This is a genomic window from Legionella sp. 39-23, assembly GCF_001897665.1.
Taxonomy (GTDB): domain Bacteria; phylum Pseudomonadota; class Gammaproteobacteria; order Legionellales; family Legionellaceae; genus Legionella; species Legionella steelei.
This window is the reverse complement of sequence record NZ_MKTO01000002.1, coordinates 39,249-58,879: the sequence shown is the minus strand read 5'-3', so window position 1 is coordinate 58,879 and position 19,631 is coordinate 39,249. Positions and strand designations below refer to the sequence as shown.

Sequence of the window (19,631 nt, the reverse complement as noted above, 5' to 3'; positions counted from 1 at the left end):
TTACTCCATGAACCATCCGTGACTTACGATCAGTGATTGACCGGTCAAAGCATTTGATTCAAAAGACGCAAAAAACAGCGCAGTTTGTGCCACGTCATCGGTGGTAGTAAATTCTCCGTCAACGGTATCCTTGAGCATGACATTCTTAATGACTTGCTCTTCAGTGATCCCTAATTCTTTAGCTTGTTCGGGAATTTGTTTGTCAACTAATGGTGTACGTACAAAGCCTGGGCAAATGACGTTCGCTCTAACATTATGAGCTGCGCCTTCTTTGGCAACGACTTTACATAAGCCAATTAAGCCATGCTTTGCAGTCACATAAGGTGCTTTCAGTTTAGACGCTTCTTTGGAATGGACTGAGCCCATATAAATGATACTTCCTCCATTACCAGAGGCATACATATGTTTTAATGCGGCACGAGTTGTTAGAAAAGCGCCATCTAATTGAATGGATATTAATTTTTTCCAATCAGAAAAAGCCAATTGATCTACAGGGCTGATAATTTGAATTCCCGCGTTACTGACCATCACATCAACGCCGCCAAAGTATTTTGCGACATCATCAACGCCTTTGATGACTTCATCTTCATTGGTGACATTCATGGCAACGGCCATGGCTTCTCCACCTTTAGATTTTATTTCTTCAGCAGCACTATTGGCTTGATCGAGATTCATATCAGCAATGGCAACCTTAGCTCCTTCTTTGGCGTATACTAGGGCGATTTCTTTACCTATTCCACTGGCCGCACCAGTAATTATGGCTACTTTATTTTTTAAGCGCATGATTACAATCCTTGTATTATTTTGAGTTAATGATCAATCGGTTAGGATTAATCTGAAAATTCTTCTAAAAAGTATAGCAATGGAAATTTGATATTGCTTTATATTCATTAAGATTTTTTCTTTGTTAAAGAAATTTCATAAAATGTGTTCTCGTTTTTTACATGAAGCCATGCAATTTACTAAATCCAGGCTAACCATGAGAGTAAAGACACCCTTAACTCAAAAAAGTTAAGGGTGTTTAATTTTGTGTATTTTGTATTAGTAGTAATAATAATTGTAGCCAGGACGATAGTAACGATGATGATAGTAATAGCGTCGGTCTTGTTGTTGGCCGATTGAGTTTCCTATTAATGCACCAGCTCCTGCACCAATCACGGTTCCAACGGCACTGCCTCCAGTTACTGCATACCCTAGGCCAGCTCCTGCAGCACCGCCTGCAGCAGTACCCACTTCCGTATTAGTACAACCCCCCAGCATAAAAGCTGATAAACCGACAAGAACTAAGGGAGTAATAATTTTTTTCATAGCGAACTCCTTTTTATAATTTTAGGATTCTTGCAGTGATAGAGCAGATATTCATGACAAGAAGATCCTGTTTCTTCATCTTCACTATGATTTTAGTACAAAAAAAATATTTAATGTCAAATAAATGATCATAATTTGTTTTTTGCAGATTCTTTTTAGAGATCAGATTTTGCTCCAACTCTCATTTTCCAGTAGTATTAGGAATATGAATAATAAGAACAGAGGATCGTATGTTTAAAGGAAGCATTGTCGCTTTATTAACACCTATGAAGAATGGTGAGGTTGATGTACCGCGCTTACGAGAACTGGTTGAATTTCATATTGAAATGGGTAGCCATGGCCTTGTTGCCGCCGGTACTACTGGGGAATCAGGTACTTTATCTCACGAAGAAAAATTATTGGTTATTAAAACCGTAATAGATCAAGCAAAAGAGCGGATTCCTGTTATTGCAGGTACGAGTATGAATGCAACACGAGATTGTATTCAACTGACTCAAGAGGCAATGGAATACGGCGCTCATGCCGCATTAATTATGACTCCTGCCTATATCAGACCTACTCAAGAGGGTTTATATTTGCATTACAGTCAAATAGCTCAGGCAGTTGCTATCCCTATTATTCTTTATAATGTGCCCACAAGAACTGCATGTGATATGTTGCCAGAAACAGTAGCTCGACTTGCTAAGATTTCTAATATTGTGGGAATAAAGGATGCTACAGGGCAGATGACGCGGTTGCAGCAAATTTTACGTCTTTCAGAAGGCAGTATTGATGTATTTAGCGGCGACGATTTTACCGCAGCATCTTGGATGTTGGCTGGAGCTAAGGGAAATATTTCAGCAGCAGCAAATGTGGTTGCTAGATTAATGGCTAAATTGTGTGACTCAGCTTTAGACGGTGACCATGCTGCGAGTTTACGTTTAAATGAACAGCTTGCACCCTTATATGATTTATTGTTTATTGAAACGAATCCAATTGCTATCAAATGGGCAGCAAGCAGATTGGGTTTAATGGATAATGAATTAAGAATGCCATTGACTCGTTTGTCTGAAGAGCATCATGAGCCATTGGAAAAGGTTTTGAAGACGTTGGAGTTAATTTAAGTGAAAAAGTTTTGTTTTATTATTTGTGTTGCGCTCGTATTATCAGGATGTAGTCGTTATGCCAGTAATGGTGAGAATCTTTACTTGAGCAGTCGTAATGGTCCTTCATTAGAAGTTCCATCTCCATTAACGAGAGCAAATATTAGTAGTTTTTATGACTTGCCTCAACAGAACCAAGATGCACGTGTGAGTATTTCACCGCCTGTATCATAGGGGATTTATTATGACGCCATCAGAATCAGCTGAGTTGCTCATTGTACAGGAATTATCGCAGCGTATTGTGGAAGCGCAACGCAAGATCAGGATTCTTGATAGTATCAAATGGGATGAATCCATAAAAAGGGAGTTTTTTAAACATAAGGGTAAAAAACTTCCAACGGTTGATAAAGAATATTACGAAAAGAAACCTTTGCCTTTTGATGTTCATGAAAAACAAGAAGAATTTCGTATTATTTTGCGCGATACCCAGAATCAACTAGGGCAATATTCTACCTTAACTCGTTTAATACGTCGCCAGTGTGAAGAATACAGCCGAGCTACACAAATGCTTGCTGTGCGGGGTACTCCTGCATTTTCTGAGTTGGCGATGGAGTTATATGGCAGCCCCAATGATGTGTTTTATGCTGGTGGGCCGCGTATGTCCGAGATGGGGACATTGCTTTTTGATGTGTTAACTGGTCTTAGTGTTCAATTGCAGTCTGAAGCAGATGTAAAACGTCATACCCCGCAACAGGCTCAGGAAATTTTGCAAACACGTTTAGGACATTTTTTTGATAAGCATCCTGGCAAAGTAACGGTGATGGTCAGTGATGAAATGATTGCAGATGCTTCGGCGGGTGCGGACAGCATTAAATTGAGTCAGCAAGCCATGTTTAGTGACCGCGACCTTCGCTATTTGGAAGTACATGAAGGTTGGGTTCATGTCGGTACAACCTTGAACGGTTCGATGCAGCCCAATTGCTTTTTTCTTTCTAAGGGTTCTCCTTCGAGTAGTGTGATTCAAGAAGGTTTGGCCGTGATTACGGAAGTAGTTACTTTTTCTTCATATCCCAGTCGGATGTTAAAGATTACCAATCGTGTCATTGCGTTGGATATGGTGACACAAGGAGCTGACTTTCTGGATATTTATAATTATTTTATGGATTGTGGTTTAAGCGAAGAGGACAGTTATAATCAAACTGTGCGCGTTTTTCGGGGAAGTACGCCAACGGGTGGTCCGTTTACCAAAGATTTATCTTATGCGAAAGGTTTCGTATTGATTTATAATTACATCCGTTTTGCGATCAGTAAAAAGCATGTTGATTCTATCCCTTTATTATTTACTGGGAAATTGGTTTTGGATGATTTGCCTTTACTCACTGAATTAAAAGAACGTGGAATTTTAAGCAACCCGATCTATCTGCCCCCTCCATTCCAAGATTTGGCAGCTTTAAGTGCGTGGATGAGTTTTTCTTTATACTTGAATCAGTTTGATTTGAACGAAATTCAAAAGAATTTTCGTTTTTTGATTGTTTAAAAGATGGCGTGGTTTCCAGGGCTATGACATGTACCTTTAGCCGGGCTGCGTCACAAAACACCGTTCATAAAATCCATTGCACATATCATTTTTGTAGCCTGGGTGTAGCGAAGCGTAACCCGGGTTTTCTATTGCAGGTTACGGCATTCACCTTTACCCAGGCTATGTCCTAGGCTTTACATTCTACAGTGTGCATAGGAACCATTGAGTCTTCTTTTGCCCGTGGTGGTGCAAAGAAACGATGAGCAAGTCCATGACTTGAATGAGATTTTGCTTGTTCTTGTACCACTTTAGCTAATTGAGGGTATTCATCCAATAATGATTTAGCTTGTTCTTTAATGTACGAATCATTGGATTTATTTATCATCGTTAAATAATGGGCTGCTTTTTTTAGCTCGCTCACCTCATTAGAGTTCCCCAATACTTGCATCATAACCAGCATTGCATTAGTACATCCTGAATTAGCAGCTTGGCGCATGGTTTGTTTGTACTGAGAAGAAGTCGGTGGATAAATATGAGCTAAATGGTATAACGCCATAGGGTTATCCTGAGCTAAGGCCATCACTTTAGGTAAGTGTTGGATCACGGCTTGTTTTAAACCAGGATGATTTGGTGATCTATGTAATTTATTTACCAGCTCAGCAAATTCATTACTTGAAGTGGCCATATCCTACCCCCTAACTTTGAATACATTCACCTGTAGGATAAAAGATCTAGGTTAAGACAAGATTAAGGGGGGAGTGCTTTACGCTTTTTTTACATTTTCAAATGCTGCCCATCCAATATGGAATAGCATATGTGACAATATCGCAGCCATAAGTCCATACTGCCAAAATAAGTAACCAAATAGTAATGATTGGTACAAACTAAGCATGATAACGGAGTAAATGAAACGACGACTTGAGGTACATCCGGCAGCAAGATAAGCTGGGATTTGGCTTATTGCAAATATTAGGCCACTGATAAAAATTGAAATCCAGATAATCAAGTTGGGATACTGTTTGGTAAAGAGAAATGCAAAAAAAGTAGCAAGATTTAGTAAGCCCCAGCGCGCAATGATCTCCTCAACTACACCTCCATAAAGAACACAGCCATCAACTCCAAGAACAATGCGAATATTAGCTAAGATGTCCATATTTTTTTGATCGATGATGCGTGCAATAAAGCCATAATAGAGCACTAAAAACACCACTAATCCAACAAAAGCATACAGAACTGTAGGTAATAAAATTGGTATCAATGCCTTTATCCCAGTGGTGCCTTGTAACAGTCCCTCAAGTATTGCGTCATCTAAACCAGTCATTGGTGACAATATCGCACCTGCCAGACTTAGGACAAAGACCATGAGTAACGTTTGCAAAATGGCAAAGCGACTTATGCGTTTTTTTAATGCGTCAGAATTATCAGGTAATAAAAAAAAGATTAAACGTTTTATTGCGATTACTACCCCAGGGATGGATAAGCAGAACAAAAGGGTAATTAAAGGCCAGTTGATTGTCATTTTTCATCCTTAAATAATACTGCGTAGAAAAATCCGTCCATACCTTGTTCACCCGGCAAAATTTGTTGGCCATGACCTGTTGCATGTCCCCAAGTCCAAGGTTCTTTTATTATGGTACAGTCTGGATGAGTCGCAACAAAGTTTGCAATTTGTTGTTCATTTTCCACTGACATTACTGAACATGTGGCATAAACCAGTAAGCCACCTTTTGCCAACAAAGGCCATAAGCAATTCAGCATATCATGTTGTATGTTAGTTATAGTAACAATTTCTTCATTGTTCCGTAATAACTTAATGTCTGAATGACGGCGGATAACTCCTGTTGCTGAACAAGGAGCATCTAACAAAATACGATCAAAGAGTTGGCCATCCCACCATGTGGAAGGAGTTAAAGCATCTCCTTGCACTAAAGTTGCCTGTAAGTTAAGGCGATTCAAGTTTTCTTGAACGCGTTTCAACCGTCTAGCATCAACATCTAAGGCAACGCATGCAGCAAGATTGGGCTCTTGTTCTAAAATATGGCAGGTTTTACCTCCAGGAGCACAACAGGCGTCAAGAAGGCGTAAACCGGGTTTTAAAGACAATAATGAAGCGGCCAATTGTGCGGCACCATCTTGAACAGAGACACTTCCTTCTGCAAAACCAGGTAGCTGGCGTACGTCACAGGGTGTGTTTAAAGTAATTCCTGCAGGTGCCACGGGATGGGTTTCGGCAGCAATTCCTTCACGATTTAAAATCTGTACATATTCCGCAAGCGAATTTTTTTGGATATTTACTCTTAGCGTCATAGGCGGATGCGCATCGTTTGCTTGCGCGATTGACTGCCAATCATTCGGCCAGTCAGCTTGCAGGCGCTCCACCAGCCATTGTGGTTGACCATGAAGAAATAAAGGATTTTTGTGCAAACGTGCCAGAATTTCTTTTTGTTGGCGACAGAAATTGCGTAAAACAGCATTAACTAAGCCTTTGGCCCAAGGTTTTTTGATTTTTTCAAGCAATGCAACCGTTTCTTTGACTACTGCATAATCAGGTTGTTGCATGTAATGTAATTGATAAAGGCCTATAAGTAATGCAACCCAAACCTCGAGTTCTTTCGGTTTTTTTTGCAGCAAACACTCGGCAATGGCTTGCAGGCGAAAATAATGTCGGCAAAAGCCAAAGCATATTTCTTTGGTCATTGGCGATACTTCCGCTGCGGCCGATATCTGTTGGGATAAGGATGATTTTTCGGTCAGTAAATTCGTTAAAATTTTTAAGGCATGCAGTCGTTCGTTTTTGTTCATTAAAACACATACCCTACATGCGCTCGTGATTTGGAAGAATTTAACCAATCGGCGATAGAAATCACTTTGCCACCAGGGAACTGGATTTTTTCTATAAGCAAGCCCTGCTTGCCAGTAGCAATGAGCATGCCATTCTTATCAATGTGTACCAGTGTGCCTGGAGCATGTTGCGCGGGCAATGCAACAATTTGCGCTTGGTGAATACGTACAATTTCTTCTTCAAAGGTCGTATAAGCGATTGGCCAAGGATTGAAGGCGCGAATTTTACAGTCAATTTCTATTGCTGGTTGGTGCCAATTGATGCAGGCATCTTCTTTGTTGATTTTGCGAGCATAGGTTGCTAATTCATCATTTTGAATTTCAGGATGAATGGTATGATTGGCTAATTCCTCTAGCGTTTGCAGTAAGGGCTGCGCGGAGATCTGTGCTAACTTGTCATGTAAACTTTGGGCGGTATCTGATGCAGTAATGGAGCAATTAGCTTTACGCAGCATCGCTCCGGTATCCATACCTACATCCATTTGCATTATAGTTACCCCAGACTCTGTATCACCATGAAGAATTGCCGATTGAATTGGCGAGGCACCGCGCCATCGAGGTAAGAGAGAAGCATGTACATTAATACAGCCTAAGCGTGGAATGTCGAGAACTGCTTTAGGGAGAATTAGACCATAAGCAATAACAATCATGACATCGGGTTTTAATGCAGCAAGTTCAGAAATTGCTTCAGGATTTTTAAAATTTAAGGGCTGATAGACTGGAATTTGATGTGTTAACGCCCATTCCTTTACTGCCGAAGCCTGTAATTTTCGACCACGTCCGGCGGGTCGATCGGGTTGAGTGTAAATAGCTTGAATACGATGTGTTGAATGCAGTAATGCATCAAGACAAGGCAAACCAAATTCTGGGGTTCCAGCAAAAACGATGTTTAATTGATTCATGGTAAGTACTCGAATTCAACCGTTCACTAAGATTTTTTATATCCTATGTGACATTATGACCAAAGAACGTCTGCAAAAGGCATATCTTGAATGAAAACCTATGAAAAATGCAGCAAATTATTTTCGTGCCTGTTGGCGCTTTTTGAATTTTTCTAGTTTTTTACGGGCCATGGCTTTCTTCAACGGAGAAAGTAGATCAACAAACAACTTACCATTCATATGATCAATTTCATGTTGCAAACATTCAGCGAGTAAGCCATCGGCTTGAATTTCAAAGGGGTTTCCATTTCTATCTAAAGCCTTTACGGTTACTTTTTCTGCGCGGATCACAGTATCATAAGCTCCAGGAACAGAAAGGCAGCCTTCTTCAAACTTTTTTTGACCCTCTGAAGCAATAATTTCAGGATTGATAATCACGATTTGATTCTGTTTATCACCCATAATATCAATCACAGACAAACGTAAGCCCACACCTATTTGTGGTGCAGCAAGCCCAACACCATGCGCGTCGTACATGGTCTCAAACATGTCTTCAATTAGAGTTTGCAATTTATCATCAAAATGAACAACAGGTTTTGCAACATCTCTTAGTCGGGCGTCGGGTAAATATAGAATCGTATGAATAGCCATCGTTTATCTGGTTCTCTGCGTAAAAATCATGTTATATTATCCTTTATATATTGTATGGCTGCAAGATAGTATAGGTCACGTGGGATGTAAAAATCTTGATAAACGGTCGAATTTGCGCTGAATACGGCTGTTTTTTGATACGAGGTGACCCTTTAGGCAAGATATTCCAACAAAGGATTGGCTCTAATGAGATTTATTCTCTTTTTAATCTTTTTTTTCTTTTCTACATTGAATTATGCTCTCAGTTTACGATCAGACGCTCCTGCGCGCTATGTTGTGCAACCAGGGGATTCTTTATGGAGCATAGCCAGCCGTTACCTGCATAATCCTTGGGAGTGGAAAGAGCTTTGGCATGTTAATCCCAATATAAAAGATCCCAACCGTTTGTACCCTGGAGCGGTTCTTGTTTTAGCCTATTATGAGAAGAAACCCTACATTAAAGTACTTTCGAATGGCACTATCAAATTATCACCTAATATCCGTCCTATTCCCTTAGAGGAAGCGGTTCCTCCAATTCCTTTAAGTGAAATCAAACCTTTTTTGAATGAGTCGCTTATTTTGGATCAGGATGTTCTTGGTCGAGCACCTTATATAGTGGCGTTAGTAGGAGAGCACATGATGGGCGGCCAAGGAGATGAGGCGTACGTTCAAGGATTGCACCCATCAAGAGAGTTACCTACTGGAGGTGTCCCTGCTTATTCGATTTTTAGAGGGGGAAAAAATTATGAGCATCCCAAAACTAAAGAACTTCTAGGGTATCGAGCCGATTTGGTCGGATATGCTGAGTTGGTTGCGGGAGGAGAGCCTGCCACCATTTTATTAACCAGTATTAATGAAGGCATTAAAGTTCAAGATAGTGTTTTAATTAATAATAGTCCTGAATTTAATTTGTATTTTGAGCCTAAAGCCCCAAGATTTATTGTAAGGGGATTTATTATTGATATGCCTGATGGTATGCCCAATGGAAATGTCCAGGAGGCTGTGGGCGGGGTAGTCGTCATTAGTTTGGGGGCTCGTGATGGATTGGAAGCAGGGGATGTACTGGGCATTTATAGAGCGTCACATACAGTCAGCGACCCTAGAAATAAATTGCACCCTATTAAATTACCTCCCGAGCGTATTGGCGAAATCATGGTGTTCCGTGTATTTAGTAAAACCAGTTTTGCTTTAATCGTTCGCTCAACTCGCGCTGTTTATTTATCAAATCGTGTGGCTAACCCATGAATAATTTATCCTATTATCTCGCACTAAATCGAATGGAACGGGTTGGTCCACGCACCGTTGCAAAATTGCAAAAACGCTGGCCCGATTTACAACAAATGTTCCAACTCTCAGAAATTGAGCTTGAACAAGCAGGTTTATCAAGCGCGTTGGCACAAACCATAGCTGGTTTTGATTTGAATTTGATTCAAGAAGATCTCAATTGGTTGGCGGCAGCTGATGAGCATCATATCCTGACATGGGATTCGCCTGAGTATCCTGCCTTATTGAAGGAAATTACCGATCCTCCAGTTGTGTTGTATGCAAAAGGACAGCTCGCCTGTTTAAAGCAACCGACATTAGCTGTAGTAGGTAGTCGTAATCCGACGATAACTGGCAGTGAAAATGCGCGACAATTTGCGAAGGCCATCGCATCTCATGGAATTACCATAGTGAGTGGTTTGGCTTTAGGTATTGATGCGGAGGCTCATCAAGGATGTTTGGACGCTAGAGGGCAAACAATCGCGGTTTTAGGTACAGGAATTGATCAAATTTATCCGTATCGACATCGTGGGATTTCGCTACAAATTGCACAAAATGGTCTGTTAATTAGCGAATTCCCACTAAAAAGTCCACCAAGCGCTGGACATTTCCCACGAAGAAATCGTATAATAAGTGGTTTATCATTGTGCACTTTGGTTGTTGAGTCGGCAATAAAGAGTGGTTCTTTAATCACAGCACGAATGGCCCTGGAACAAAACCGAGATGTTTTGGCAATCCCAGGCTCCATTCATAATCCCCTGGCTCGAGGTTGTCATTACTTGTTGCAGCAAGGAGCCAAATTAGTCACTTCAGTTGCTGATGTTCTTGAAGAGTTACGGATTGATTCAGAACAGCAAACAGCTGATAAAGCTATTTTACCTCTTGCCAGCGAGAATAAAAACCTAGTAAAGTTCATTGGCTTTGAAATGACAACTGTTGATCAGATCATTTTACGTAGTGGATGCACCGTTGAGCAAGTCACTAGTGAGCTTGCGAAATTAGAATTAAATGGGGCTGTTGTATCTGTGCCCGGTGGCTATATGAGGTGTTAGTATATGAAAGATAACTTATTTGAAATGTTATTGAGTTTATTTGAAAAAAGTCTTACCCAGCTGCAAAAAAGCCATAAAACCGCTGATCAGGATGCAACGGAACTAAACGAAGAAGAGCAGTCGGCTTCAGAAGAACAAGTTTTGTATTTGAAGTTACAACAACAAACATCAACACGAGTATTTACTTATGATGAACAAATGAAACTGACTAAGGCCAGTTATCAATTTATCATACGCATGAAGTTATGGAAAATTCTTAATGAAGAATCGTTTGAAATGGTGATGAATCAATTACAATTTTCTGAATCTCGTATCGTCACTCTTCAAGAGACTAAATGGACAATCAGAAATACTTTAGCCAGTACTTTAAATGAAGAACAATTGGCTTTTCTTGATTTAGTTCTTTATCAATCAGAAGATCAATTGACATTACATTAAAAGATCATCTATTCCTATACTACTAGAAGTTGTCGATATTTCATTTTCAGCACCAAGCCCCCGTATTTTTCTCAATACGGGTATTTTGGTGACTTAAGGATGAAGTGAAAAGGATAAGGTTAACGTTACTATGAGTAAACATTTGGTGATTGTTGAGTCACCCGCCAAAGCGAAGACAATTCAAAAATATTTGGGCAATGATTACGAGGTTGTTGCATCATATGGGCATGTTCGTGATTTGCCAGCACGCAAAGGTTCGGTCAATCCCGATAAACATTTTGCGATGACTTATGCGCCGATTGAAAAAAACTCAAGGCATATCGAAACGATTGCAAAAATGCTCAAAAAGGCAGACTCGTTATTACTGGCTACCGACCCTGATCGCGAAGGTGAGGCTATTTCTTGGCATATTTATGAATTAATGAAAGAAAAAAATCTAACCAAGGATAAAACCATTCATCGGATTTTTTTCAATGAAATTACCAAATCAGCAATTCAGGATGCAATCAATCATCCACGCACGATTTCTATGGATTTGGTGAATGCCCAACAAGCACGACGTGCATTGGATTATTTGGTGGGTTTTAATTTATCGCCTTTATTATGGAAAAAAGTAAGAAGGGGGCTTTCTGCTGGACGAGTACAAAGCCCTGCATTGCGTCTTATTGTGGAGCGCGAAGAAGAAATCGAACGTTTTGTCGCCCAGGAATATTGGAAGATTTTGGCTCAATGTCTGCATACTAACGTGTCCTTTGAAGCACGTTTAACTTATTTCAAAAATGAGAAATTACAACAATTTACAGTAACTAAGGATGAGCAGGCGCAGCAAATCAAAGAACATTTGATTCGTGAGGCGCAAGGTCATTTAGTCGTTACCCAAATTGAGAAAAAACAACGCAAACGTAAGCCTTCCCCCCCGTTTATTACGTCAACTTTGCAACAAGAAGCGGCACGAAAATTAGGTTTTACCGCGCGAAAATCAATGATGGTTGCCCAACAATTGTATGAAGGGATAGATATTGGGACGGGAACAGTTGGTCTTATTTCCTATATGCGTACCGATTCGGTTAATTTATCGACAGAAGCAATAGAAGAAACCCGACAATTTATTACCGAGCGTTATGGTGCAGACAATTGTCCTGCAAGCCCAAGACTTTATAAAACCAAATCCAAAAATGCTCAAGAAGCACATGAGGCGATTCGCCCCACATCGATTAAACGCACGCCAGAAATGGTGCAATCGGCATTAACTGCAGATCAATATAAACTTTACAGCCTCATCTGGAAACGTACGGTAGCCTGTCAAATGGCTGATGCCATACTCGATACGGTTGCTGTTGACTTAAGTTGTGGTGAAGGGAATATATTCCGTGCGAATGGTTCTACAGTGACTTTCCCCGGGTTCCTTTCTGTGTATGAAGAAGGCCGTGATGATACCAAAGATGATGACAGCGAAGGTTCATTACTGCCGATATTGGCTGTAGGTGAAAAGATTAAAGTGCAAGACATCTTAGCCAATCAACACTTTACTGAGCCACCGCCACGATATTCTGAAGCAACTTTGGTGAAGGCGTTGGAAGAATATGATATCGGCCGTCCTTCAACCTATGCATCTATTATTCATACGCTGCAACAACGTGAATACGTGATCGTGGACAAGAAAAGATTCTTTCCCACAGATGTCGGCCGGATCGTGAATCGCTTTTTGACGGGTTATTTTACACGTTATGTAGACTATAAATTCACTGCTGAGCTTGAAGATACACTGGATGCGGTTGCACGCGGCGAAAAAGAATGGATTCCTGTGTTAGAAGAATTTTGGCAGCCTTTTGTGCAGCAAATTCAAACGACAGATCAACAAGTCCAGCGTAAAGATGTAACCACCGAAATTTTGGATGAACAATGTCCAAAATGCGGAAAACCGCTGTCAATAAGACTAGGTAAGCGTGGACGCTTTATTGGATGTACTGGGTATCCTGAATGTGACTATACGCAAGATATGGCTGGTCAGGATAATGAAAAAAATGAGCCTGAAGTGGTTGAGGGAAGAGTTTGTCCGGCATGTTCTAGTGCATTGCATATAAAAACGGGACGTTATGGTCGTTTTATTGGCTGCAGCAATTATCCTCAATGCAAACACATGGAACCCATAGAAAAACCAGCGGATACGGGAGTAGAGTGTCCTAAGTGTCATGAAGCAAAAATTTTGCAGCGTAAGTCAAGAAAAGGAAAAATTTTCTATTCTTGCGGGAATTATCCTAAATGCGATTATGCATTATGGAATGAACCCATTGACCAACCATGCCCAAAATGTAGCTGGCCTATTTTAACGGTGAAAGAAAGCAAAAAATTTGGCCGACAAATTCTTTGTCCTCAAGATGGATGTGGTTATTCTTCCAAGGAAGAAACTGATTAATTCAGTGGCGCAAGATAATCGTCTGTGCACGTTTACGTAAACTCTGGGTGAGGGCTTTGCCTTCACCCAGGCTATAGTTTTTCAGATTAATAAAAATCAATAGTAGTTGTTGTTACGTCTAGCGGTCCTACAGGATAAGAAAAAACAGTGACAGGTTGCACAACAGGGGTCACCACACGTCGAACTACTGGTTGCATGGTAACAACTGGTCTGTAGGTCACTGTGCGTGCGTAGGTAACTGGTGTGAATGCTGGTGATGTGTAGTATACCGTGTTACAACAGCATCCAGCTGTCAATGCAATACTTCCTAACAGAATAATCCATTTCATTATGAAGTCCCCTTAGTGGATTCTTTTACAAAAAGTGTAGATTATTTGAGCAATAATATCCAGAATTGAACAGAATGACAAAAGGCAATTTGGTAATTATCCTATTCTTCCAAACTATTTATTCAACAAAGCCTATTCAGGGGATGAAGTGAAATATTAAGTGATACAAAAATCCCCTCTCCTGTTTCGGGATAGGGGGCAGGAGAGAGGGTAAACTCATTCTTCCTGTTCATTTTGAATCAGTATATACTCATCATCTTATTAGAAAATAACTCAAACAGGATGTAGTGATGTTAGACAGGACCATTGTAGTTGATGAGCAGTTTATAAATCGAATACAACAAGCAGACTTTCCTAAACCCAACAGTACTATGAGTCCGGAAACGGCGGAATTGGATAAGAAAACTGCCATTGAGCTTTTTGACTCGCAAATCAAATCACGTCTTCTTGATTTGATCGCCAGACAGCTTAAGGAAAAAGGGTTGTCTTTTTATACCATAGGCAGTAGTGGACACGAAGGAAATGCTGTTTGGGGACAGGTTTTTCGCCCGGATGATATGGCCTTTTTGCATTATCGTAGTGGCGCCTTTTATTTACAACGGGCTAAGAAAATACAGGGATCCGATGGAGTGAGGGATATTTTGCTGTCTTTGGTTGCCGCAGCAACCGATCCTATTTCAGGAGGACGCCACAAAGTTTTTGGCAGCGTTCCTTTAAATATTCCCCCGCAAACCTCAACCATTGCATCCCATTTACCTAAAGCTCTAGGCGCTGCTTTATCGATTACACGCGCAAAAGAACTCAATACTCATAGCAATTTAAATCCCGATTCGGTGATCATTTGCTCGTTTGGTGATGCATCAACTAACCATGCATCAGCACAAACCACTTTGAATTCTTGCTCATGGATTTCGCAACAAAATTATCCCTTACCACTAGTGTTTATTTGTGAAGACAATGGCATAGGAATTTCTGTGCCTACACCAGCAGGCTGGATAGAGCGTTCAGTCAGTGCGCGTCCGGGTTTGCATTATATTGCGTGTGATGGTTTGAATATCGCTGATACCTATGCCGCAGCACAGGAAGCAGAATATTTGGCGCGTGTAAAAAAACAACCCGTTTTCTTGCATATGCGCTGCGTGCGTTTATTAGGACATGCAGGTTCTGATATTGAAGCACAATATAATACACAAGCTGAAATAGAAGCGAGAGAGGCTCAAGATCCTTTACTGCATACGGCAGGTATTCTTTATCGTGAAGGCTGGATGACTGTCCAAGACATGCTAAGTCTTTATCGAAATAATAAAGATTTAATCGAAGCCAAAGCAGTGGAAGCGATAAGACAACCCAAACTTACAAGTGCTGAAGCAGTGATGTCGTCGTTAATCCCTTCTGTACCCAAAAAACCAGCACTTCCACTGCCTAGTGAGGAGCAACGGGCAAAAGTTTTTGCCAATGCGTTCTCGCAACTAGCGCAAAAACGTAATTTATGCCAGCAAATTAATTTTGCTTTGACTGATTTAATGATGCAATACCCTAATATGTTGGTATTTGGTGAAGATGTGGGTAAAAAAGGAGGCGTTTACCGAGTTACCGCTGACTTACAGGTGCGCTTTGGACAACGCCGAGTATTTGATACCCTCTTGGATGAGACGACCATTTTAGGCACTGCAATTGGCATGGCACATAATGGCTTTATTCCGGTTCCAGAAATTCAGTTTTTGGCTTATTTGCATAATGCAGAAGACCAACTGCGTGGAGAGGCATCGACCTTATCCTTTTTTTCCAGTGGCCAATATCAAAATCCTATGGTGCTACGTATCGCGTCATTGGCTTATCAGAAAGGATTTGGCGGGCATTTCCATAATGACAACTCCATTGCCGTACTGCGTGATTTACCTGGAGTAATTGTCGTATGCCCTTCAAATGGTCCTGATGCTGCAAAAATGTTACGTACGTGCATGCGCATAGCTTATGAGGAAGGACGGGTTGTTGTCTTTTTAGAACCGATTGCTTTGTATATGACTAAAGACTTGCACGAACCTGGGGATAATGGCTGGCTTTTTAATTATCCTGTGCCAGACGCTGTAATTGCACCAGGAGAGGTAGGTGTTTTTGGCGAGGGTGCAACGGTCATCTTAACCTATGCCAATGGTTATTATTTATCACGGCAAGCCGCAAAGGTATTGCAGGAAGAACATAATATTCCTGTCAAAATAGTGGACATACGCTGGCTTAGTCCCTTACCTGTTGATGGGATCTTAAAAGAAATCGCCAAAGCGAAAAACGTGTTAATTGTGGATGAAGGCAGACAAAGTGGTTCGGTCAGTGAAGGTTTGATGACTTTGTTGCTAGAAACCGCATCATCGAGTTTAAAAATCAAACGAATTACCGGTAAAGATTGCTTTATTCCCTTGGGTAATGCTTGGCAGTATTTGTTACCCAGTAAAGAAAGTATTATTGAAGCCGTGATTGCGTTACAGTCAGATAAAAGGGAGAAGGAAAGTGGACGACTTGTTGTTTCTTGATGAGCAGTTGAATGGTGATGAACGCATGATACGCGATAGTGTCGCGCGCTTCGTCAGCAATGATGTAATGCCTTTGATGGCTGAATCTTTTGAACATGCTCAATTTCCACGAGAGCTTATTAAAAAATCCGCAGAAATGGGTTTATTAGGTTTGACCTTACCGGCGGAATACGGTGGTTCTGAAGCATCTTATGTCGCTTACGGTTTAGTGTGCCAGGAGTTAGAACGCGGGGATAGCGGCTTACGCAGTTTTGTTTCCGTACAAAGCTCTTTATGCATGTATCCTATTTTTCGTTATGGTTCTGAAGAGCAGCGCGTGCGCTTTTTACCGGGAATGGCTACAGGTGAGATTATCGGCTGTTTTGGTTTGACTGAGCCTGATTTTGGATCAGATCCCGCAGGGATGAGAACTACGGCGAAGAAAGTGAAGGGTGGTTGGAGTTTGAATGGGGCGAAAATGTGGATCACCAACTCGCCAATCGCAGATATCGCCATTGTTTGGGCAAAAACAGAAGAAGGGGTTCGTGGTTTTATTGTCGATACTAAGTCGGAGGGATTACGTCGCCCCGAAATTAAATTAAAGATGTCATTACGCGCTTCGAACACTGGGGAATTGGTGTTTGATGATGTTTTTGTTCCTGATGAGAATTATCTTCCAGGAAGTGATAAAGGGTTGGGGGCTCCTTTAAGCTGCCTAAGTCAGGCGAGATATGGCATTGCTTGGGGTGCTATGGGTGCGGCGATGGCGTGTTTTGATATTACTCGTGATTATCTGTTAGAGCGTAAGCAATTTAATAAGCCATTGGCTGCGTTTCAGCTTATTCAAAAAGACTTGGCAGATATGTATACTGAAATTATTAAAGCACAATGCCTTAATTTACAGGTAGGACGCATAAAAGATAATCATCGTGAGAATCCCGTGATGATTTCTCTTGCTAAGGGTAACGCATGTCGTGAGGCATTGAATATTGCGCGAAAATGCAGGAATCTATTAGGAGCAAATGGAATCAGTCTTGAGTATCATGTGATTCGCCACATGCTTAATTTAGAATCAGTCTTTACATACGAGGGTACGGACAATGTCCATACGCTGGTACTAGGAAAACATATTACAGGAATTAATGCTTTTGCTTAAACCAAGCACTTAACGGTTAAGCACCCAAATCAATGACTTATTGTAACCTGGAAATGGGATCCAGGTTACTTTGTCCCACAATGTCATTGACATCGGTAGAGTTTAACAGGAGTTCTTTTCTCAGATTGGAACTCATTCTTCATGCATCAGGATTGTGTGAAGAGAAGCCGGTTTATTCAGCAACTTACAGGAGTATCCTATGTTTAAAATGACTTTAAAACGAGCGTTAATATTAAGTTTACCTGTATTCAGTATGAATGTGCACTCAGGGCCAAGCAAAGAATTTTTAGCAAATCAGTGCTATGAACTGTCGCGAGTGCTTATTTCGTTATCTGACTATCAAGAAAAAAAGGTCTGTATTAATAAGCTCCATATGGCTTCCGTGCAAATGAGCACCGCATCCTTTTTAATTATGGAAGACTCTTCTGATTTAGCAAAAGAGATCTTGAATAATGCAGTAGCTGCTTTGCAATACGCAGAATTATTGAGCTGCAAGCAATACATTCAAATTTCACACTCTAAATTTGAAGCGCAAAAGATTAAAACATTATTATAAAAACAGGCCCTCTCCTTGGGTATTGTTGGGGACTTGAGGAGTTCGTGCCAGGAGTTTGCATTGTGCACAAATATTTAAAAAATAGTTTACTCATCCTAATCATTTTTATAATCGGTATTGCCTTAGGCAGCCATTACAACCTTTTTATTCAGAATTTAATGGAGCACATAGAGGGAGAAATAGATCATGGAGCGGGCAAAGAAAAACTCTACTTTTGTCCTACATCCGCAGAAGTTGTAGCGCATCAATACAGCTCAGAAGCTTTCCAAGTCGGTACCTTATATTGGCAAATGGATTATCAAAAATGGAAGGCGCCGGACAATATAGGTTTTATGCAAGCGCTGATTAACCAAAACAATAATCTGGTTTGCTATTATCACTGGTCCAATCCAGAAGACAAAGGCAATTATCTATGGATGACCATACACCTATCACCCTCAGTGAATCAAATAGCAAAACCGTATGGAACGTACTGGGCAAAAGAAGAAAAGCAAGTTTTATGCACTGCAGGAATTAACGCCTGCGCTTTCATTCTCTCAGAAAGTTCCAAGAGAATCATTCCGCAAAATTAAATGAGGTATAGAGAATTGTAGCCTGGGTGCAGAGAAACCCGGGATTTTGATTTTACCCATGTTCCTATCCCCGGGCTCCGCTACGCTGCACCCAGGCTACAAACGATAAAGACAAGTTCATAACCCCTTGTTATTTCTCCCAGACTTCGCTATCATTCCCCACCTAATCGGGGCGTAGCGCAGCCTGGTAGCGTACTAGCATGGGGTGCTAGTGGTCGAAGGTTCAAATCCTTCCGTCCCGACCAGTCTCAGCAAGGGTTATACGGATTAACCTCTCTTCAAAAAATAATTCAATGGGTACTTTAGTGGGTACTTAAGAAATCACAATTGACGCTTAAGCTTTTCCAGATCGCCTTTCACGCGCTGAGTCGCTTCATTGCCTTCTTGTATTGTTTCTTTCGCACGGTCGAATTCCATAAGCCCAATATAGCCAAGCTTCGGCTCGATGAGAATGTCGGGCGGATCCTCGGCCATTCGCGAGTGAGTGATGCGATCCTGCATGATATTAATGGAGCCAGCGATCACATCGAAGAGACCAGGTTCGGGGATTTTTTTATTACGTAGTGAGGAAATAAAAGAATCCACCCTAATATCGAAGTCAGCCTTCAGCTTAGATGCCCACCTAGAAATAGTTGGATCATTCTTTTCGACATATTCCCGTTTCTTGTTGTTGTCTTGATTATCAGTTAACGATTTTTCACAGTGGTGTTGGGAGAAATGTCTGCCAACGAGATCCCCATTTAGGTTTACAGCGATGATATAATCTGCACCCATTGCGCGTGCTATTGAAATAGGTACCGGATTGACTAGGCCGCCATCTAACATAAAATCGTGTTTTAGAACAACAGGTGCAAAGATACCAGGCAAAGAGATGGAGGCTCGTACTGCTTCGAGCAAGGAGCCTTCGCGCAACCAATGCTCTTTACCATTCAATAGAGATGTAGCAACACAAGCAAAAGGCAGATCCAAATCCTCGATATTAAGATTTCCAATGCGTTTCTCTATGGCAACCATCAAGGGTTGTCCCTGAATAAAGCCACCACCAGTCATGCGGACATCTAATAATTTTAGGATGTCCATA

Annotated in this window: 20 protein-coding genes and 1 tRNA gene; 12 read left to right on the top strand and 9 right to left on the bottom strand. The window is 41.0% G+C overall.

From position 1 onward, the window contains the following. Positions 1 to 783, bottom strand: coding sequence for a 3-hydroxybutyrate dehydrogenase (locus BGO44_RS00420; RefSeq protein WP_058511914.1), 783 nt, complete (start codon positions 781 to 783; stop codon positions 1 to 3). Between the two features lie 258 nt (positions 784 to 1,041). Then, positions 1,042 to 1,308, bottom strand: a complete 267-nt coding sequence (locus BGO44_RS00415; RefSeq protein WP_058511915.1) for a YMGG-like glycine zipper-containing protein — start codon at positions 1,306 to 1,308, stop codon at positions 1,042 to 1,044. Positions 1,309 to 1,538: 230 nt separating this feature from the next. Between BGO44_RS00415 and dapA the strand changes: the two genes are divergently transcribed. Genes dapA through BGO44_RS00400 form a run of 3 tightly spaced genes read left to right on the top strand, consistent with a single transcriptional unit; the run spans position 1,539 to position 3,927 of the window. After that, entirely contained in the window at positions 1,539 to 2,411 is an 873-nt protein-coding gene (dapA, locus tag BGO44_RS00410) for a 4-hydroxy-tetrahydrodipicolinate synthase (protein WP_058511916.1), read from the top strand. After that, a complete protein-coding gene (locus BGO44_RS00405) occupies positions 2,412 to 2,624 on the top strand; it encodes a hypothetical protein (RefSeq protein WP_058511917.1) in 213 nt (70 codons plus the stop codon). A gap of 10 nt (positions 2,625 to 2,634) precedes the next feature. Then, positions 2,635 to 3,927: a flavohemoglobin expression-modulating QEGLA motif protein gene (locus BGO44_RS00400; protein ID WP_273197535.1), complete on the top strand. Its 1,293-nt coding sequence runs from the start codon at positions 2,635 to 2,637 to the stop codon at positions 3,925 to 3,927. Positions 3,928 to 4,096: 169 nt separating this feature from the next. Here the strand turns inward: BGO44_RS00400 and BGO44_RS00395 are convergent, their stop codons facing one another. The 5 genes from BGO44_RS00395 to def all read right to left on the bottom strand — a co-directional run bounded on the left by BGO44_RS00395 (position 4,097) and on the right by def (position 8,282). Next, entirely contained in the window at positions 4,097 to 4,594 is a 498-nt protein-coding gene (locus tag BGO44_RS00395; RefSeq protein ID WP_058511919.1) for a hypothetical protein, read from the bottom strand. A gap of 78 nt (positions 4,595 to 4,672) precedes the next feature. Continuing rightward, entirely contained in the window at positions 4,673 to 5,428 is a 756-nt protein-coding gene (locus tag BGO44_RS00390; protein WP_058511920.1) for a CPBP family intramembrane metalloprotease, read from the bottom strand. After that, positions 5,425 to 6,711 carry a 16S rRNA (cytosine(967)-C(5))-methyltransferase RsmB gene (gene rsmB / locus BGO44_RS00385; protein ID WP_273197531.1) on the bottom strand — a complete coding sequence of 429 codons (1,287 nt, stop codon included), beginning with the start codon at positions 6,709 to 6,711 and terminating at the stop codon, positions 5,425 to 5,427. Before rsmB ends, BGO44_RS00390 begins: the two co-directional genes overlap by 4 nt. Beyond that, positions 6,711 to 7,652 carry a methionyl-tRNA formyltransferase gene (gene fmt / locus BGO44_RS00380; RefSeq protein WP_058511922.1) on the bottom strand — a complete coding sequence of 314 codons (942 nt, stop codon included), beginning with the start codon at positions 7,650 to 7,652 and terminating at the stop codon, positions 6,711 to 6,713. The genes rsmB and fmt overlap by 1 nt, the downstream gene beginning before the upstream one ends. Positions 7,653 to 7,769: 117 nt before the next feature. Continuing rightward, a complete protein-coding gene (gene def, locus BGO44_RS00375) occupies positions 7,770 to 8,282 on the bottom strand; it encodes a peptide deformylase (protein ID WP_058511923.1) in 513 nt (170 codons plus the stop codon). Between the two features lie 186 nt (positions 8,283 to 8,468). Between def and BGO44_RS00370 the strand changes: the two genes are divergently transcribed. The 4 genes from BGO44_RS00370 to topA all read left to right on the top strand — a co-directional run bounded on the left by BGO44_RS00370 (position 8,469) and on the right by topA (position 13,430). After that, positions 8,469 to 9,506 carry a LysM peptidoglycan-binding domain-containing protein gene (locus BGO44_RS00370; protein ID WP_273197526.1) on the top strand — a complete coding sequence of 346 codons (1,038 nt, stop codon included), beginning with the start codon at positions 8,469 to 8,471 and terminating at the stop codon, positions 9,504 to 9,506. After that, positions 9,503 to 10,576 (top strand): DNA-processing protein DprA, encoded by a 1,074-nt coding sequence (gene dprA / locus BGO44_RS00365; protein ID WP_273197523.1) that lies wholly within the window; start codon positions 9,503 to 9,505, stop codon positions 10,574 to 10,576. Before BGO44_RS00370 ends, dprA begins: the two co-directional genes overlap by 4 nt. 3 nt (positions 10,577 to 10,579) lie before the next feature. Beyond that, the gene (locus BGO44_RS00360; protein WP_058511926.1) at positions 10,580 to 11,014 is read left to right on the top strand and encodes a DUF494 family protein; all 435 of its coding nucleotides are present in this window, start codon (positions 10,580 to 10,582) and stop codon (positions 11,012 to 11,014) included. Between the two features lie 130 nt (positions 11,015 to 11,144). Then, positions 11,145 to 13,430 (top strand): type I DNA topoisomerase, encoded by a 2,286-nt coding sequence (topA, locus tag BGO44_RS00355; protein WP_058511927.1) that lies wholly within the window; start codon positions 11,145 to 11,147, stop codon positions 13,428 to 13,430. A gap of 86 nt (positions 13,431 to 13,516) precedes the next feature. On the opposite strand, the gene BGO44_RS00350 is transcribed toward topA, so the two are convergent. Next, a complete protein-coding gene (locus tag BGO44_RS00350; RefSeq protein WP_058511928.1) occupies positions 13,517 to 13,759 on the bottom strand; it encodes a hypothetical protein in 243 nt (80 codons plus the stop codon). A gap of 290 nt (positions 13,760 to 14,049) precedes the next feature. Between BGO44_RS00350 and BGO44_RS00345 the strand changes: the two genes are divergently transcribed. The 5 genes from BGO44_RS00345 (at position 14,050) to BGO44_RS00325 (ending at position 18,795) form a co-directional block, all read left to right on the top strand. Further along, the gene (locus tag BGO44_RS00345; RefSeq protein ID WP_273197519.1) at positions 14,050 to 16,287 is read left to right on the top strand and encodes a dehydrogenase E1 component subunit alpha/beta; all 2,238 of its coding nucleotides are present in this window, start codon (positions 14,050 to 14,052) and stop codon (positions 16,285 to 16,287) included. Continuing rightward, the gene (locus BGO44_RS00340; protein ID WP_273197517.1) at positions 16,265 to 17,422 is read left to right on the top strand and encodes an acyl-CoA dehydrogenase family protein; all 1,158 of its coding nucleotides are present in this window, start codon (positions 16,265 to 16,267) and stop codon (positions 17,420 to 17,422) included. The genes BGO44_RS00345 and BGO44_RS00340 overlap by 23 nt, the downstream gene beginning before the upstream one ends. Before the next feature lie 199 nt (positions 17,423 to 17,621). Further along, a complete protein-coding gene (locus BGO44_RS00335; RefSeq protein WP_058511931.1) occupies positions 17,622 to 17,978 on the top strand; it encodes a hypothetical protein in 357 nt (118 codons plus the stop codon). A gap of 62 nt (positions 17,979 to 18,040) precedes the next feature. Further along, positions 18,041 to 18,550 (top strand): hypothetical protein, encoded by a 510-nt coding sequence (locus BGO44_RS00330; protein WP_058511932.1) that lies wholly within the window; start codon positions 18,041 to 18,043, stop codon positions 18,548 to 18,550. A gap of 168 nt (positions 18,551 to 18,718) precedes the next feature. Further along, positions 18,719 to 18,795: transfer RNA gene (locus tag BGO44_RS00325), tRNA-Pro, on the top strand. Positions 18,796 to 18,871: 76 nt separating this feature from the next. Here the strand turns inward: BGO44_RS00325 and BGO44_RS00320 are convergent. Beyond that, the gene (locus tag BGO44_RS00320) at positions 18,872 to 19,630 is read right to left on the bottom strand and encodes a patatin-like phospholipase family protein (RefSeq protein ID WP_273197510.1); all 759 of its coding nucleotides are present in this window, start codon (positions 19,628 to 19,630) and stop codon (positions 18,872 to 18,874) included. Between the last annotated feature and the right edge of the window lies 1 nt (position 19,631).

Bases quoted from the DNA above. Each gene is read 5' to 3' on its own strand.
- BGO44_RS00390 (WP_058511920.1), bottom strand. From the start codon at position 5,428: ATGACAATCAACTGGCCTTTAATTACCCTTTTGTTCTGCTTATCCATC.
- BGO44_RS00345 (WP_273197519.1), top strand. From the start codon at position 14,050: ATGTTAGACAGGACCATTGTAGTTGATGAGCAGTTTATAAATCGAATA.
- BGO44_RS00400 (WP_273197535.1), top strand. From the start codon at position 2,635: ATGACGCCATCAGAATCAGCTGAGTTGCTCATTGTACAGGAATTATCG.
- BGO44_RS00420 (WP_058511914.1), bottom strand. From the start codon at position 783: ATGCGCTTAAAAAATAAAGTAGCCATAATTACTGGTGCGGCCAGTGGA.
- dprA (WP_273197523.1), top strand. From the start codon at position 9,503: ATGAATAATTTATCCTATTATCTCGCACTAAATCGAATGGAACGGGTT.
- BGO44_RS00320 (WP_273197510.1), bottom strand. From the start codon at position 19,630: ATGGACATCCTAAAATTATTAGATGTCCGCATGACTGGTGGTGGCTTT.
- BGO44_RS00395 (WP_058511919.1), bottom strand. From the start codon at position 4,594: ATGGCCACTTCAAGTAATGAATTTGCTGAGCTGGTAAATAAATTACAT.
- rsmB (WP_273197531.1), bottom strand. From the start codon at position 6,711: ATGAACAAAAACGAACGACTGCATGCCTTAAAAATTTTAACGAATTTA.
- BGO44_RS00360 (WP_058511926.1), top strand. From the start codon at position 10,580: ATGAAAGATAACTTATTTGAAATGTTATTGAGTTTATTTGAAAAAAGT.
- BGO44_RS00370 (WP_273197526.1), top strand. From the start codon at position 8,469: ATGAGATTTATTCTCTTTTTAATCTTTTTTTTCTTTTCTACATTGAAT.
- topA (WP_058511927.1), top strand. From the start codon at position 11,145: ATGAGTAAACATTTGGTGATTGTTGAGTCACCCGCCAAAGCGAAGACA.
- fmt (WP_058511922.1), bottom strand. From the start codon at position 7,652: ATGAATCAATTAAACATCGTTTTTGCTGGAACCCCAGAATTTGGTTTG.
- dapA (WP_058511916.1), top strand. From the start codon at position 1,539: ATGTTTAAAGGAAGCATTGTCGCTTTATTAACACCTATGAAGAATGGT.
- BGO44_RS00415 (WP_058511915.1), bottom strand. From the start codon at position 1,308: ATGAAAAAAATTATTACTCCCTTAGTTCTTGTCGGTTTATCAGCTTTT.
- BGO44_RS00350 (WP_058511928.1), bottom strand. From the start codon at position 13,759: ATGAAATGGATTATTCTGTTAGGAAGTATTGCATTGACAGCTGGATGC.
- BGO44_RS00335 (WP_058511931.1), top strand. From the start codon at position 17,622: ATGTTTAAAATGACTTTAAAACGAGCGTTAATATTAAGTTTACCTGTA.
- def (WP_058511923.1), bottom strand. From the start codon at position 8,282: ATGGCTATTCATACGATTCTATATTTACCCGACGCCCGACTAAGAGAT.